The following is a 14,525-nucleotide window of genomic DNA, read 5'->3' on the forward strand; positions in this document are numbered from 1 at the left end:
CATTTATATTTAGTCTGATTTATATTTAGTCTGACAAATTATAATTATCTTCTTAAAAATAGTATAACATAAACAAACTTTTTCATGTGAACAATTCCAGAACCTGTTTTTCTGTCAATGAAGCAATGCCGCAGGTTCCGGAAAGTCCGTCATCAAGCAGGCTGTCTATGAGTTTTTCCTTTTCACTTTGAAGCTGAAGTATTTTTTCTTCAATAGTACCTCTTGTTATGAGCTTTATAACTTCCACCACATTTCTCTGGCCTATTCTATGGGCCCTGTCTGTGGCCTGCTGTTCAACTGCAGGATTCCACCAGGGATCAAAGTGAATCACTATATCTGCAGAAGTTAAATTCAAACCTGTTCCGCCCGCTTTTAAACTTATCAAAAATACAGGACTGCTGCCAGAATTAAATTCATCCACCAGGTTTATCCTGTCCTTTGAAGGTACCGAACCATCCAGATAGCTGTAATCGACGCCTTCCAATTCTAACCTGTTTCCAATATTTTTAAGTACGGAAGTAAACTGCGAAAATACCAGTACTTTATGTCCTTCACTGATACTTTGAGTTAAGAGTTCCACCAGTGCTTCCATTTTTGCACTTCCCCCGTTGTAATCTTCCATTACTATGGACGGATCAAGGCACAGCTGCCTTAACTTTGTAATATAAGCCAATATTTCAATTTTGCTGTTTTTAAATTCGTCTTGCTTTACCTTTTTCTCAATGAGCTCAACAGCATGCTCTGCGTAAACTCCATAAGCTTTTCTCTGCTCATCTCCCATAGTCACCATCAGAGTTCTCTCTATCTTATCCGGCAGCTCCTCCATGACATCTTTTTTCCTCCTTCTCAAAATAAATGGCTTTACAAGCCTTTTGAGATCTTCAATTACCACAGGCTCTTCCTTGAGTTTTTTATAATACCTCACACTAAATCTCTTTTCATCATATAGATATCCAGGCATTATAAAATCAAATATGGACCAAAGTTCCATAACGGAATTTTCCACAGGAGTACCAGTTATGGCAAATCTTGTCCTTGCATTTATTCTCTTTACACTTTCAGCATTTTGAGAATGTGGATTCTTTATATACTGGGCTTCATCCAACAGGCAGTAGTCAAAACTCACATTTTCATACATCCCGATGTCTCTTTTTAAAAGATTATACGTGGTTATAATAACATCATATTTATCCACATTATTTATCTGGTTCTCCCTGCAGCTTTTTGATCCATTTACTGCCAGTGCCTTCATATCCGGGGCAAACTTTTTAAATTCATGGATCCAGTTGTAAACCAGTGAAGTTGGTACCACAATCAGCGATCTGCTGTTTTTATTTGAAAGCAAAAAAGCAATGGCTTGAATGGTTTTACCAAGACCCATCTCATCTCCCAGTATACCTCCAAATCCCAAATAATCCAGTGTTTTAAGCCAGTTAAAGCCTGTCTTCTGATATTTTCTCAAAGTTCCATTTAGATTTTCAGGCTCCTTGAATTTGTGCTCTTTTATGTTTTTAAATTTATCTACTATTTTTTTAATTTCATCCATTCCCTTTATGTACCTTATATGGTTTTTTTCAACATAGGAGTTTATAAAGGCACTTTTGTTTTTATCTATTTCAACATAATTATCAACTATATCCTGTCGTGAAACCATATCCAGCAATTTCAAGAACTTTTTAAGCTCCAGCTCCTCCAAATCCAGATACTCTCCGGTTTTCAGCCTGTAATACTTAAGATTGTCCCTAAAAGCTCTCAGTATTGAAGCCGTTTCTTCAGGAGGTATGTCTCCTATTTTGAATTTCATCTCAAAATAATTATATTTCCCCGATTTGATATCAACTCTTATATCTTTATTTTTTATAGATTTTATCCCCCTGAAATTTTCAGAGTAAAAGACCTCACCTATTTTCTGAAGCCTTGCTATCTCATTTTTGAAAAATCTAAAGGCATAGTCATCCCCCCGCTTAAAATAAAATTTATTCCCCGCCTTTTCAAATCCAAGAGAATTTACCATTTTCAAAACCATTTTTTCCTTTCTGGAATCCCTGTATACAATTTTTTCGCTGCAGTCCCCCCATATGTTAAATTCAAAAGAGCCATATCTGACCTCGACGACAAGTATGATTTCACTTCCTTTCTTGTCAAAATAAAATTTGGGCTCGCATTTTTCATCTACCACTTTTTCCCTTATAGCCTTGGACAGCACAACATTGTCAGATAGTAAATTAAGCTTGGGAATCAATCTTCTGAGTATGGTATCTTCCTCGGATCCCTTAAGCACAACTGAATTTTTTCCGCTGAATACGGTAAAAAAAGGTTTTATCCCAAAACAGTAATCCCTATCTGGAAGATATATAGTCGAACCATAGAAAAATACATCATACCTGGAATCTAAAGCCACAGGCATTCCATCTTTCACTTCCAGCGCATAATCTTTATCCGACATTCCCAAATTGAACTTCAATGGCGGGACACTTTCAAGTATTTCAGTTTCAACACACCTATATAAAAAGCCATCATTCAAGTATACCCTGTGTGTTTTTATCACATTAAAAAACTCCCTTACAAGGTAATCCGGTATGTATATGTACTTGCCGTCTACATTGGTCCTTTTCATTCTTCCCCGGTATGTGGAACTCCCATCTATGTTCTTCAACATTTTAATAAAATTCACAAGACATTTATCCCCTGCATTCAGCCTATCTTCTTTCATGTCAAGTGTAAAATTTTTCCCATAAGCCACGGATATATTGCTGTAAACCGCAAGTAAAAACCGATCTATATCCTTTAACACGTAAAGGCTGCTGGAACTCATGGAAGCAAATCCTATTTTAAACTGGGCGGAGATCCTGTTTTCCCACTGGCTCCTATTTACATAAACTTCAATCTTTATTTCTCTTTTATTCTTTTCATCTCCCAGAAGAAGTGACAGTGGATCCAAATCATCACATCCACTGTATCTGGGTTTAAGAATATTTTCAGATTCCATTAAAGCAGGATAATTTACCAATTTATCCACTGCCTTGTAAAAAGTGGCAGCCAAATGCCTGCAGCAATAATTGTCCTTTCTGTTTCTATTTTTTTCATAATCCGGGCAGCTGCAGTAAGTCAATACTATGCTCTTATCCTCAGCATCCAGCTTTATTTCAGTATTGTATTCACTTATGAGACTTTCCGAAATAACTTTTCCTTTTATATACACGATGGTTTTCTCGCTGGAAATTTCTATAGAGGACACCAGGTCATTGTCAATAATTCTCATTCCCCCGGCGTGATTTTTACTGCTTACCTGTTCATTAAATAATTGTAGTAATTTCTCCCTGTTCATTTTTATCACCTTGATGTAAGTATTTACATAAATTATATCATGAATAATTTACAGGAGTAATTATGAATTATAGGAACAAGCTATCTTATTCTAGAATTAATGCCGTAAACTACGCCAGAACTTATGCCGGATCACCCAACACAGCCTACAGGTATTTTCCTGTGCAGGGCGACAACGGAGGTGACTGTACAAACTTTATATCCCAGTGTCTAAGAGCAGGAGGTTCACCAATGGTATTCTCGGGAAAAACCAGATGGTGGTACACGGGCCAAAGCTGGTCGGTTTCCTGGGCCGTGGCCAGTTCTCTCTACTGGTATTTGAAAATCAATTCTGCTGAAAAATTATACGGTGTCAAGGGCATGCAGGTGAATTCCACATCAAAGCTGGAACTTGGAGATTTAATATTTTACAAAAACAGAAAAGGCAGAATACAGCACTCGGCAATAATAACTTCATTTAACGGCAATTATCCGCTCATATCCCAGCACACCCCGGATCTTCTAGACATACCCTATGAAAAGAGCTGGGCCGACAGAATATATTTCATAAAAATATATTTATAAATACCGGTACGGATAAACATGTTATAATAGTAAAGCAAAGGACGTGTAAAGATGAATTTATTAACTGCAGAAAACATAAGTAAAAATTATGGTGAAAAGATATTACTTGACAATATATCCCTCGGAATAAATGAAGGTGACAAAATAGGGATAATAGGTATAAACGGTACGGGGAAATCCACCCTTTTAAAAATTCTCACCGGATTTGAAGTACCCGACGGCGGAAAAATTACAACGGCAAATAAATGTTCCATGGGCTATCTGCCGCAGAACTCCGATTTCAACAGCGGTGAAAATATGACAGTTCTGGAACAGATTTTCAGGGGAAATTCTCCGGTAATGAAACTTTTGAGAAAATACAGGACTGCCCTTGGAGCCATTAAAAAAGATCCTGAAAATAGGGAAATTCAAAATGAGATCTTAGAGCTGAACTCCAAAATGGAAGCAGAAAATGCCTGGGAAGTTGAAAATCAAGCTAAAGTCATACTCATAAAACTGGGCATAGATAATTTCGACGCAAAAGTATCCACACTTTCAGGGGGGCAAAAAAAGAGGGTATCATTGGCTTCTGCCCTTATAACCCCTTCAAATGTCCTGATACTGGATGAGCCTACAAACCACCTTGATGATGAAACCATAGAATGGCTCGAAGAATTCTTAAACAAGTTCAACGGTGCACTTGTCATGGTAACTCATGACAGGTTTTTTCTGGACAATATCACAAATAGAATATTTGAACTTCACGATGGGAAATTATACAGCTATACTGGAAATTACAGCTCTTTTCTTGAAAAGAAAGCCGAAAGGCTTGAAAGGGAAAATGCAGATGAAAGAAAGAGGAAAAGCCTCATAAAAAAGGAACTTGCCTGGATAAAAAGAGGTGTGAAAGCAAGGGGTACAAAGCAAAAGGCAAGAATAGAAAGATTTGAAGATCTAAAAAGCAAAAAACATATCACTGAAGATCCAAAATTAAACATAGACATCAAGAGCTCGAGAATAGGAAAAAAAGTTATAAACATCAACAATATAAGCAAGAATTTTGAAAACAAAATTATCATCAGGAATTTTTCCTACAATATATTAAATAATGACAGAATAGGTGTAATAGGTCCAAATGGATGCGGCAAATCCACACTTATGAATATTTTAAGTGGAAAAATCCAGCCGGACAGCGGAAGTGTGGACATGGGTGAGACAGTCAGGATAGGATATTATCGCCAGGAAACACCCAGCATGAACTTAAACCAGAGAGTTATAGAGTATATAAAGGACACATCAGGGTACATCAATACCGAAAGCGGTGAAAAAATAAATGCCTCGGCAATACTGGAAAATTTTTTATTTGATCCCTCGGTTCAGTGGACCCCACTTGAAAAACTTTCAGGTGGAGAGAGAAGAAGGCTTTACCTTTTAAAAGTCCTGATGGGATATCCCAATCTCCTTCTTTTAGATGAACCTACAAATGATCTCGACATAGAAACTTTGACCATACTGGAAGACTACCTTCAGAATTTTACAGGGGCAGTTGTCGCAGTATCCCACGACAGATATTTTCTTGACAAAATAGTAAATAAGATATTTGCCTTTGAAGGCGGCGGTAAAATATCACAGTACACCAGCAATTATTCATATTTCAGGCAGATGCAGAAGGAAAAGCAGAGCAAGCTTTCAAAAACAGGCGATAGAAAAGCTCCCGTAAAAAAAGTTCACCTACAGGGGCGGGAAAAAAAGTTAAAATTCACATATAAGGAACAGCTGGAATTTAGTAAAATAGACGACATAATTGAGAACCTGGAAAATGTCATATCCAAAAAGGAACATGAAATAGAAGAGGCCTCTTCGGACTATATACTTCTTGAAAAACTTACAGCTGAAAAAAATGAGCTGGATAAAAAGCTGGATAAAGAAATCAACAGGTGGACTTATTTAAATGAGCTCAATGAGAAAATTCAACAAAATAATAAATGAAGCCCTTAAGGTTCCATTTTTCCGGAAAACATTTTCTCAGTGGTGGCGATAGGTCTTTACAGTGGAGAAATCCGCCCGGTCAAATTTGTGTACACACAGGACAAAAAAGCATATGCCGATTGCAATGATAATCAAAAATCCAGTCTGCGGCATCAGGATGAAACCGTCAATATTATAAGCCACTCCTTCTTGTACAAGCTGTGCGGCAGAAAAGTTATCCATGTGCATGGTGATGAAACGGAATATCGACGTAATGTAAGTGAGTGGATTCATATATACAACAGGCAACAGGAAATGCGGCATAATTGTCGTCGGGATATAGGCCCCGGATAAAAATGAAAGCGGCATTACAAGTATGGCGGAAAGAATCTGAAAAGAGGAGGAGCCCTTGGCCACAGTCGCTATGAAAAGTCCGATGGAACCGAAAGTAATGCCCGCAATGACCATAATGCCAACTGTTTCTATAAAATGCAGAACATCAATATGCAGACCCATGAACATCCCTGCAATGAGAACAATAAGTCCCTGCAGGATTGCAATAACGGAAGAAGAAAGTATCTCCCCAATTGAAATTTCACAGCGGGATATCGGGGCAACCAATATTTCTTTCATAAATCCGCTGGAAATATCATCTAATACGGCAGTGGAATTGTTGAGTGCCTGCTGAAAAACCGTCATGATGATGATACCACATATCAAATAATTCATAGGCTGTGAGATTTTACCTACGGCAGACGACTTCATCACAAACGAAAAAACAAAAAGAAAGAAAAAGGACATGGCAAAACTTGCAATTATACGTATTTTGTCACGTGAAAAATTTAGCAGGTTGCGCCATAAAATTGCAGCCGTTTTTTTCATCGATTCCTCATCTCCTTTCCCGTTACCGCCAGAAACACGTCGTTCAACGAGCCTTTCGTTACTTCAAAATCAAGAATACCATCTTTTACTTCAGAAAGGAAATCAATTGTCGATTCTGTATCTTTAAGCGAGATTTTGTAATGACATCCATCCCGGTCAAATGGAATTCTGGAGTGGTCGAGAAATACAGCCATTTTATCAGGGGTCCTGGCATTTAGTCTAAGGATCGTCTTGGTAAACTGCGCTTTCAGTTCATCTGGCGTGCCCGATGCGGCGATCCTTCCGTGATCGATAATGACAACATCAGAGCTTACCTCCGCCTCGTCCATATAATGGGTGGTCAAAAAAATCGTAATGTCTTGCTGCTGCTGAAGACGGCGAACATAGTCCCAGACCTTCGCTCTCGTCTGCGGATCAAGTCCTGCCGTCGGCTCATCAAGAAACAGTGCTTTCGGATAATGTGTAAGGGTGCGAGCAATTTCCACGCGCCGCCTCATGCCTCCGGAAAGACTTCCTGACATGTCTTTTTTACGGTCTTTCAAATCGACCAGATCGAGGACAAAATCAATTCGGCTATCAGTTTCGCTGCTGGGCACACCGTAAAAATCGCAGTGAAATTTTAGATTTTCCTCTACGGTGAGCTTCAAATCAAGTGTCGATTCCTGAAACACAATACCGATATCTTTGCGAACCATGTTCCTTTGCTTTGAAACGTCATGCCCACCAATCCACAGCATGCCGTCCGTTTTGTCGAGGATCGTACACAAGGTATTTATAGTCGTGCTTTTTCCCGCCCCGTTCGGTCCCAGGAAAGAAAAAATTGAACCCTTTTTCACGTGGAAGGAAATATTGTCCACAGCCGTAAAACCGCCGTATTTTTTTGTAAAGTGTTTTACTTCAATGATGTTTTCGCTCATAATACAAACCTCCTTCCTTATTGTATTATATACTGTCCTTATAGTTGTCCATCCGTCTGCGGGGCCGCTTCTGGCTTCGATTTTTTACGCACTGCCAAGAACAGCGTGGGAATCACTGCTATCACTGCAAATCCAATCGCCCACCAGAACGAGATGTCGAAAGAATGGGCAAGGGCATGAAGATCATAGACGGCATGACCTGCCATCTGATGCTCGGCGGCAGTCGCCAGAATAGCAGACCCGAAAGCCCCGCCGATGGTCTGAAATATCCTCGTGGCAATGCTCGCATGGGGGACTTGCTCTTTCGGAAGCCCGATATAAGCGGACACCATGATTGCAATCAGCAAGCCGCCGAGCCCCGCCCCTCTAATCAGCAAGGCGGCAGACAAAAGGATGTAATTCGTATTTACACCAGCAAAAGCAAACGGCAGTGTGCCGATCACAATACCGGCAAGGCTCATCAGCACGATATTACGCGATCCACTACGATCGGCCACCTTACCGGCCCAGCTTCTGGTAAACAGCATCCCGATTCCCTGTGGAAGCAACCACAGCCCGGCATACAGCACACTTGCCCCGCGAACTTCCTGATAATAGAGTGGAAGAATAAACAAAGGCCCGTTCGTGATGATCCCGCATAAAACCAGCAGGATATTGGAGGCGGAAAAATTGGCAGATTTAAAAAGCCGCACGTTCAGAACCGGTTCCCGTTTCGTATTCAGTGCATAGACAACATATGACATCATCAAAACGATGCCTACAAGCAACGGAATGTAGACTGCACTGTTATTTAAGCCACCATGTGTAGCAACCTGGGCAATGCCATAGATAAGAAGGGCAAATGCAGGTGAGAGTAAAAACAAACCGATCACATCAAGGGATGCTTTCTTTTTTGAAAGCTTGTCGGCCGGTATTCCCCACACGGCTAATGGGATTGCCACAATACAGATAGGAATATTGATCCAAAAAATGGCACGCCAGCTTAAGCTATTGACGATAATTCCCCCCAGCACCGGTCCAAGAATCGGCCCGAGCAGAGCGGGAATACTAATAATGGACATGATTCGCCCGAGATTGCGGCCTCCGGAAATTTGTACAAGCTCCGTTTGCAGTACAGGCATCAGCAGCCCGGCACCGACGCCCTGGACAACCCGGAAAGCAATCAGGTTATCGATATTCCATGAAAGCATTGAGAATATGGAACCGAATAAAAAAAGTGCCAATGAAAAGATGTAGGAGCGTTTGCATCCAAATCGTTTAGTGGCCCACCCTGAAATCGGCACAGTGAGTCCCATAGCCAGAACAAATCCCGTCGTGACCCACTGCACAACAGAAATGCTTGCTTTCATTTCGATTGCAATGGCATGAATGGATACATTGACCATTGTTGAATCGAACAGCGGTGCAAGTGCACCGACAACCAGAATAATTGCAACCCTCATTACGACAGGATCGAGTTTTTCTTTTTTAGGTTTTACATTTTTTATATTCATGAGAAAATTCCTTTCATAGTCATAGTAAGAAACGATTAGTTTCTTCTGAAATTATAATATAGCATATATAGAATTTTGTCAATAAAAAACTTTGAGTTTTTTATTCTCATACAGTAAATATCTATTGTTGTTCTGCAAATCTCCACCATGCGACTGTTCCGACAAATCCTGTTATTCCCGTAATAACAAGTATGGTAATGCTTATGGGGTCAAGAGCTCCATTGGATATGAGCAGGCTCGGTATAGTCCATGGAAGCGGAAAGCCAATCAAGCTTATTGACAACATTGATAAGTAGTACAATGAGAAAAATTATACCGATTGGTGCCAGATATCCTTTCGTAACATTAGCCATAAATGAACTTACTGTGCTGACAAACATAATGAACAGAGATGCTGCCGTAAACTTAAGAAAATAATGCAGAACGAGTTCGGCTGTTCAGCTTATCCATTAGATAACACCTCTTCCATAGTCATAATAAGAAACATTGAGTTTCTTTTAAGGCTATGATATAATAAATATAGATCTTTGTCAATAGAAAACTTTGAGTTTTTTATGAATGTTTCTACGACAGAGGTAGATTTCTTATTGATGTTCGGAGGGAAATAAAATATGGATAAAAGGAAAAAAGGTACACGCCGCCGCGGAGAAGTTCTGGAAGAGGCAATCCTGCATGCCGCATGGGAGGAGCTCTCTAAAACCGGCTATACGCATATGACGATGGAGGGCATTTCAGCACGGGCTGGGACAAACAAATCAGTACTCTACCGCCGTTGGGCAAATAAATCCGAGCTTGTGATGGCCGCCCTGCGTAAATATCTACCGAGAATCACAAATGAAATTCCAAATACCGGGAGCCTGCGCAATGATGTATATACCTATTTGCATACACGTGCTGAACCGTCGAAAACACTCGGCGCTGAGACAATCAGGGGACTTGTGATGGAACCGGTGGTGTGGCACAAGATAATTGCATCCATTCCACAAATAATTGAGCGGAGATCAAAAAACAAGCTAACAGCAGCTATAACGGCGATTTTGAAAAACGCAGAACTTCGCGGTGAAATCTGCCTTAAAAAACTGTCACCCCGGATTATTTCACTGCCGCTTGACCTGCTGCAGTACGAGCTTATCACAAAGTTGGAACCCATATCTGATAAAGCCATAGCCGAGATTGTAGACGACATTTTCATACCGCTTGTACGTGCAGCACAAAAATAGCAGCTATAAACATGTTTATAGCTGCCTATCCAATAAATTGTGTTGTATTCAGTTTTTGCTCTCAGGAAGATAAAAATGTAATTGTAAAAGTGGTTCCGTCTCCAAGCTTGCTTTTTACATCTATAATTCCATCGTGAGCTTCCAATATTGATTTTGAAAGTGCCAGACCTATGCCTATGGCATCACTGTTTTTTGAAGTTTTAGCCTTATAAAATCTTTTGAATATATTGGGAAGATCCTTTTCATCTATTCCTTCTCCATTATCCGATATGGTAATTCTCTTGTAAATCGGGTTCTCTGCAGAGCGTATATCCACCCTGCCTCCCCTTTGAGTATGCTCGATGCAATTTTTAATTATATTTATCAGAGCTTCACAGAGCCACTGCCTGTCATGCGAAAAGGTTATTTCTCCCTCTTCGTGGAAGTTTACACGTACACCGGCTGACTCTATCTTTTCCTCAAGAGCTTCTACAGAACATTTTATAGTCTCATTCAAACTCTGATTTTTCCTGTGAAATTCTATTGCCCTGGCGTCAAGCCTTGCAAGTTTCAGCATACTCTTAATCAACCAGTTCATTCTAAGGAGCTGGTTTCTGCTGTTTATAAGGAAAGTCTTAGACTGTTCTCTGGAAAGATCCCTGTTTAATAAAATGTCATTGTAAACTATCATGGAAGAAAGAGGTGTCTTGAGCTGGTGGGATATATCGGACAGAAGTTCAACTAAAAATTGTTTTTCCTTTTTAAGTTTATCCATATTATTTTTTATAATTTCCCTCATGGAATTGAAAGAAGCCGAGAGTTTTGAAAAATCCCCCTCTCTGTCCTCTCTTATCGATAAATCATAATCCCCTTCTATTATTTTCTTCGCACCCATATTAAGCATTCTTATCTTATCATAAAGATAGCCATATTGAATATAATTCAGCAGGAAAAATAAAACCCCAATACCGGCAAATATAAAAATTACACTCAGATTCTCCTTCCATGCAGATTTATCTATGTACGGAAAAAGTTCATTTTCCAATTCTTCATTCAACCCATACTGGGCCAAAATATGCTCTCCCTTTTTGGCTTCACTTTCATCTGTCCCGGCTGTAATGGCAGGTATTATTTCCCTGGCAATTTCAGGATTATATCTGTACACCCTGTAGGTTACAGCTCCAAAAGTCCGCACATAATCCCTTTTAAGATTATAATGATATATCTTTAAATTTAGAAGCACCGCTGTCATAAACAATACATCCAAAATCAAGAGAACTGCAGTGCTCTTTCTGATTTCCGGATTTACAAAATATCTTCTCATATTCATTACTCCTTGATGACCTCTTTATCCCACATATAGCCCAGTCCCCTCTGTGTAACTATGTATTTGGGATCCTGAGGATTATCCTCTATCTTTTCCCGCATTCTTTTTATATAAACCGACAGCGTGTTTTCATCAAAAAAAGATCTTTCACCTTCAATGAGTCTGTTCAATATTTCATTCCTTTTCATGGAAGTTCTGGGGCTGTTTAAAAATATCAGCAGCAGTTTATATTCCTGAGCCGTAAGCGTGACTTTTTTTCCATTTTTTCTCACCTGGGCACTGGCAGTATCCACAGTTATGTCCCCGCTTTGGAATCTGCTCCCCGAAGATTCACTCTTATAATTTCTTCTTATTATGGCCTTTATCCTGGATAAAAATTCCCTCACTCCAAATGGTTTGGTTATATAGTCATCCCCTCCTATTTCCAGCCCAAGCACAATATTTACCTCATCGTCAAGGGCAGTTAAAAATACGATTGGTACGTCACTTTTGCTTCTTATGTGCCTGCATAGATCATATCCGCTTCCATCGGGCAGATTTATATCCAGAATCACAAGGTGAAATTTTTTATTTTCCATAATTTCCTCTGTATCTTTAACTGTTGATACCGTAAAGACTTCATAACCCTCGTCCTTTAAAGCAAACTCTATTCCCGCTGCAAGAGCACTGTCATCCTCCACCAATAACAATTTATACATTGATTTCTACCTCTTTATCAATATTTTATACAACACAAGTATAACATATCAGACGGATTCATACTTGCAATAGGATAAAGCTGCAAGAATTAAAAACAGCGGAACGGCGGCAGCCGATGAAATAATCATTACATATGGCGACCAGAAACTATAAGAGCCCATCCTGAGAAAATTAAGTTCCACGAGGTTAACGCCGAAACTGTTTCCAATACCTGCTCCTCCGGATGGCAGAATCATCCTAATCCAGTTCACTACATTGCTCCCTGAAATGGAGGAAAGTATGAGAGGCATCAGGCAGAATACAACGGCTATTATCATGGAATTCACTGTATTCCTGCATCTTGCGGACAGAAACAGCGTAAAGCTGACAGTGGCAAGAAGTGTAAGCATACCTGCTGCTGCAGTGATCACCTCAAATTGACCTACATCTATAGAAGGAAGGCAGATGGCCGTCACACTTTGAATTGAAGTTTTCAAACTTTCCCACCCAAATGCACTGTTTTCAATGAAAAGAAAAATGGATATACACACCGCAAATGTTATACCGCAGATCAAAACAGCAGAAATTATTTTGGACACGGCAAGCTTTTTCCTGCCGTATTTGGTACATCTGAGTATATTGTCCGCCCCAGTCTGGTATTCTGCAGAAAATACGGGTGCAGTGATAAACGTACACAGAAATACCAGAAGGAAAATTAATATGATAAGGTAATCCGCTGCCGCGCTGCTTCCAAAACCATATATGAATTTAAAGGGCTTATTCACCTTTTCATAAAGTGCAAGAGCCTGTTTTTGGGCCGAAGGCTGAGTGACCCTGCTTTTTATCTGCCAGGTGTATTTTTTATAAAAATTTTCTGCAGCTTCTCCTGGAGAGATTTTGCTTAAATCAGCAGGTGTTTTTGTCTGTGGATCTGCATAGACACTCTCAAGTCTGTCTATTATATGTCGAAATGGAAGTATCTTTTTATCAAGGATATCCTGGGGAATACTGTCTTCATAAATGCTTCCGTACTGTTTCGAAATTTCCTGGTAATTTTTAACTGGCTTCTGTATTTTGTCCTGTGTGATGTCTCCCTGAACTGTATTTTTCTTCATAATCCGTACTGCCTTTATTCCTGAAGCCGTGACACTTTCTCCATTCTTGTCTACATAACTATAATGGACAAAAGATATGGGAAAATAGGCCATGATCCCCGAGATCAAAATGGCAGCTAGAAGTAAAATCCAGGTGGAACGGGTCTTCAACACTCTTTTTAATTCCAAACGGAGAATATTCATATCAAATCTCCTCCTTCTCCGATTTGTCCTGGGGAAAAAGCCACAGATACAGATCTTCGAGTCTGGGGACGGCAGGTTTTGAATTGGGTATGTCCGGGCTGGCCGACAAATACCTTATGGAAAGATTTCCGTCTTTTTCATTTAATACATTTACAATACGGGTATTTCTTTCACAGCGGTCAAGCTGATCCGGAGATATTATGCTTTCCCATACCCTACCTTCAACAGCTTTTACAAGCTCTCCGGTAGATCCTGTCGAGATGATTTTTCCATCTTTCATGACAGCGTTGCAGGTGGCAATGTATTCTACATCGGATACAATGTGTGTGGAAATCAGTACAATACGGTTTTGTGCAAACTCGGAAATAAACTTGCGGAACTTAACACGCTCTCCAGGATCAAGTCCGCTGGTGGGTTCATCCAAAATCAGTATTTCCGGATCATTCAAAAAAGCCTGTGCAATACCTACACGTCTTTTCATTCCTCCTGAAAGTTTGAAGATTTTCTTTTTTCTAACATCTGTTAGATTGAGTACCCGGAGCAATTCATCTATTTTTGATTTTGTACGGTTTTTACTGAGACCTTTTAAAGCTGAAATATACTCCAGATAATCCAATACCGTGAATTCCGGATAAAAGCCGAAATCCTGGGGCAAATAACCCAAAATATCACGGTAGGCTTCTCCAAGTGCACCAATTTCAATTCCGTCATATAATATTTTTCCGGAAGTCGGCGGTGCAATACCCACTGCCATTTTTATCAATGTGGTCTTTCCGGCACCGTTTGCGCCGAGAAGCCCCCATACACCGGGAGATATATTTAAACTCACACTGTCAACGGCAATTTTGTCTTTATATTGCTTTGTCAAATTACAGATTTCAAGATTCATCTAT

At 39.8% G+C, this 14,525-nt stretch carries 12 protein-coding genes; 3 read left to right on the forward strand and 9 right to left on the reverse strand.

The genetic code is table 11. The features are described from left to right. Positions 1-82 precede the first annotated feature (82 nt). Positions 83-3,328, reverse strand: a complete 3,246-nt coding sequence (locus AB8S09_RS13200) for a DEAD/DEAH box helicase (protein ID WP_369869290.1) — start codon at positions 3,326-3,328, stop codon at positions 83-85. A 62-nt stretch (positions 3,329-3,390) separates the two neighbouring features. Between AB8S09_RS13200 and AB8S09_RS13205 the strand changes: the two genes are divergently transcribed. After that, positions 3,391-3,891 (forward strand): amidase domain-containing protein, encoded by a 501-nt coding sequence (locus tag AB8S09_RS13205; RefSeq protein WP_294183510.1) that lies wholly within the window; start codon positions 3,391-3,393, stop codon positions 3,889-3,891. Positions 3,892-3,942: 51 nt separating this feature from the next. Beyond that, positions 3,943-5,859: an ABC-F family ATP-binding cassette domain-containing protein gene (locus AB8S09_RS13210; protein ID WP_369869291.1), complete on the forward strand. Its 1,917-nt coding sequence runs from the start codon at positions 3,943-3,945 to the stop codon at positions 5,857-5,859. A gap of 36 nt (positions 5,860-5,895) precedes the next feature. Here AB8S09_RS13210 and AB8S09_RS13215 read toward each other — a convergent pair whose 3' ends face one another. The 4 genes from AB8S09_RS13215 to AB8S09_RS13230 form a co-directional block, all read right to left on the reverse strand. Beyond that, positions 5,896-6,720, reverse strand: a complete 825-nt coding sequence (locus tag AB8S09_RS13215) for an ABC transporter permease (protein ID WP_369869292.1) — start codon at positions 6,718-6,720, stop codon at positions 5,896-5,898. After that, positions 6,717-7,637: an ABC transporter ATP-binding protein gene (locus AB8S09_RS13220; protein ID WP_369869293.1), complete on the reverse strand. Its 921-nt coding sequence runs from the start codon at positions 7,635-7,637 to the stop codon at positions 6,717-6,719. Before AB8S09_RS13220 ends, AB8S09_RS13215 begins: the two co-directional genes overlap by 4 nt. A gap of 38 nt (positions 7,638-7,675) precedes the next feature. Further along, complete coding sequence (locus AB8S09_RS13225) at positions 7,676-9,130, reverse strand: MDR family MFS transporter (RefSeq protein WP_294183519.1); 1,455 nt, start codon at positions 9,128-9,130, stop codon at positions 7,676-7,678. 121 nt (positions 9,131-9,251) lie between these two features. Then, a complete protein-coding gene (locus AB8S09_RS13230) occupies positions 9,252-9,416 on the reverse strand; it encodes a hypothetical protein (protein WP_294183521.1) in 165 nt (54 codons plus the stop codon). A 325-nt stretch (positions 9,417-9,741) separates the two neighbouring features. Here AB8S09_RS13230 and AB8S09_RS13235 point away from each other — a divergent pair, with 325 nt between their 5' ends. Continuing rightward, positions 9,742-10,350, forward strand: coding sequence for a TetR/AcrR family transcriptional regulator (locus tag AB8S09_RS13235; RefSeq protein ID WP_294183524.1), 609 nt, complete (start codon positions 9,742-9,744; stop codon positions 10,348-10,350). 61 nt (positions 10,351-10,411) lie between these two features. Here the strand turns inward: AB8S09_RS13235 and AB8S09_RS13240 are convergent, their stop codons facing one another. Genes AB8S09_RS13240 through AB8S09_RS13255 form a run of 4 tightly spaced genes read right to left on the reverse strand, consistent with a single transcriptional unit; the run spans position 10,412 to position 14,521 of the window. Beyond that, on the reverse strand, positions 10,412-11,653 hold the full coding sequence (locus AB8S09_RS13240) for a HAMP domain-containing sensor histidine kinase (RefSeq protein WP_294183526.1): 1,242 nt from the start codon (positions 11,651-11,653) through the stop codon (positions 10,412-10,414). A 5-nt stretch (positions 11,654-11,658) separates the two neighbouring features. Next, a complete protein-coding gene (locus AB8S09_RS13245) occupies positions 11,659-12,354 on the reverse strand; it encodes a response regulator transcription factor (protein ID WP_294183529.1) in 696 nt (231 codons plus the stop codon). A gap of 48 nt (positions 12,355-12,402) precedes the next feature. Then, on the reverse strand, positions 12,403-13,632 hold the full coding sequence (locus AB8S09_RS13250) for an ABC transporter permease subunit (RefSeq protein WP_369869294.1): 1,230 nt from the start codon (positions 13,630-13,632) through the stop codon (positions 12,403-12,405). 1 nt (position 13,633) lies between these two features. Next, positions 13,634-14,521 (reverse strand): ABC transporter ATP-binding protein, encoded by an 888-nt coding sequence (locus AB8S09_RS13255; protein ID WP_294183533.1) that lies wholly within the window; start codon positions 14,519-14,521, stop codon positions 13,634-13,636. Between the last annotated feature and the right edge of the window lie 4 nt (positions 14,522-14,525).

Origin of the sequence: Clostridium lapidicellarium (genome assembly GCF_041224415.1) — a bacterium.
Taxonomy (GTDB): Bacteria; Bacillota; Clostridia; order Clostridiales; family Clostridiaceae; genus Clostridium_B; species Clostridium_B lapidicellarium.

Coding starts and splice junctions, on each gene's coding strand:
- AB8S09_RS13200 (WP_369869290.1), bottom strand. CDS start 3,328: ATGAACAGGGAGAAATTACTACAATTATTTAATGAACAGGTAAGCAGT.
- AB8S09_RS13205 (WP_294183510.1), top strand. CDS start 3,391: ATGAATTATAGGAACAAGCTATCTTATTCTAGAATTAATGCCGTAAAC.
- AB8S09_RS13210 (WP_369869291.1), top strand. CDS start 3,943: ATGAATTTATTAACTGCAGAAAACATAAGTAAAAATTATGGTGAAAAG.
- AB8S09_RS13215 (WP_369869292.1), bottom strand. CDS start 6,720: ATGAAAAAAACGGCTGCAATTTTATGGCGCAACCTGCTAAATTTTTCA.
- AB8S09_RS13220 (WP_369869293.1), bottom strand. CDS start 7,637: ATGAGCGAAAACATCATTGAAGTAAAACACTTTACAAAAAAATACGGC.
- AB8S09_RS13225 (WP_294183519.1), bottom strand. CDS start 9,130: ATGAATATAAAAAATGTAAAACCTAAAAAAGAAAAACTCGATCCTGTC.
- AB8S09_RS13230 (WP_294183521.1), bottom strand. CDS start 9,416: ATGTTGTCAATAAGCTTGATTGGCTTTCCGCTTCCATGGACTATACCG.
- AB8S09_RS13235 (WP_294183524.1), top strand. CDS start 9,742: ATGGATAAAAGGAAAAAAGGTACACGCCGCCGCGGAGAAGTTCTGGAA.
- AB8S09_RS13240 (WP_294183526.1), bottom strand. CDS start 11,653: ATGAGAAGATATTTTGTAAATCCGGAAATCAGAAAGAGCACTGCAGTT.
- AB8S09_RS13245 (WP_294183529.1), bottom strand. CDS start 12,354: ATGTATAAATTGTTATTGGTGGAGGATGACAGTGCTCTTGCAGCGGGA.
- AB8S09_RS13250 (WP_369869294.1), bottom strand. CDS start 13,632: ATGAATATTCTCCGTTTGGAATTAAAAAGAGTGTTGAAGACCCGTTCC.
- AB8S09_RS13255 (WP_294183533.1), bottom strand. CDS start 14,521: ATGAATCTTGAAATCTGTAATTTGACAAAGCAATATAAAGACAAAATT.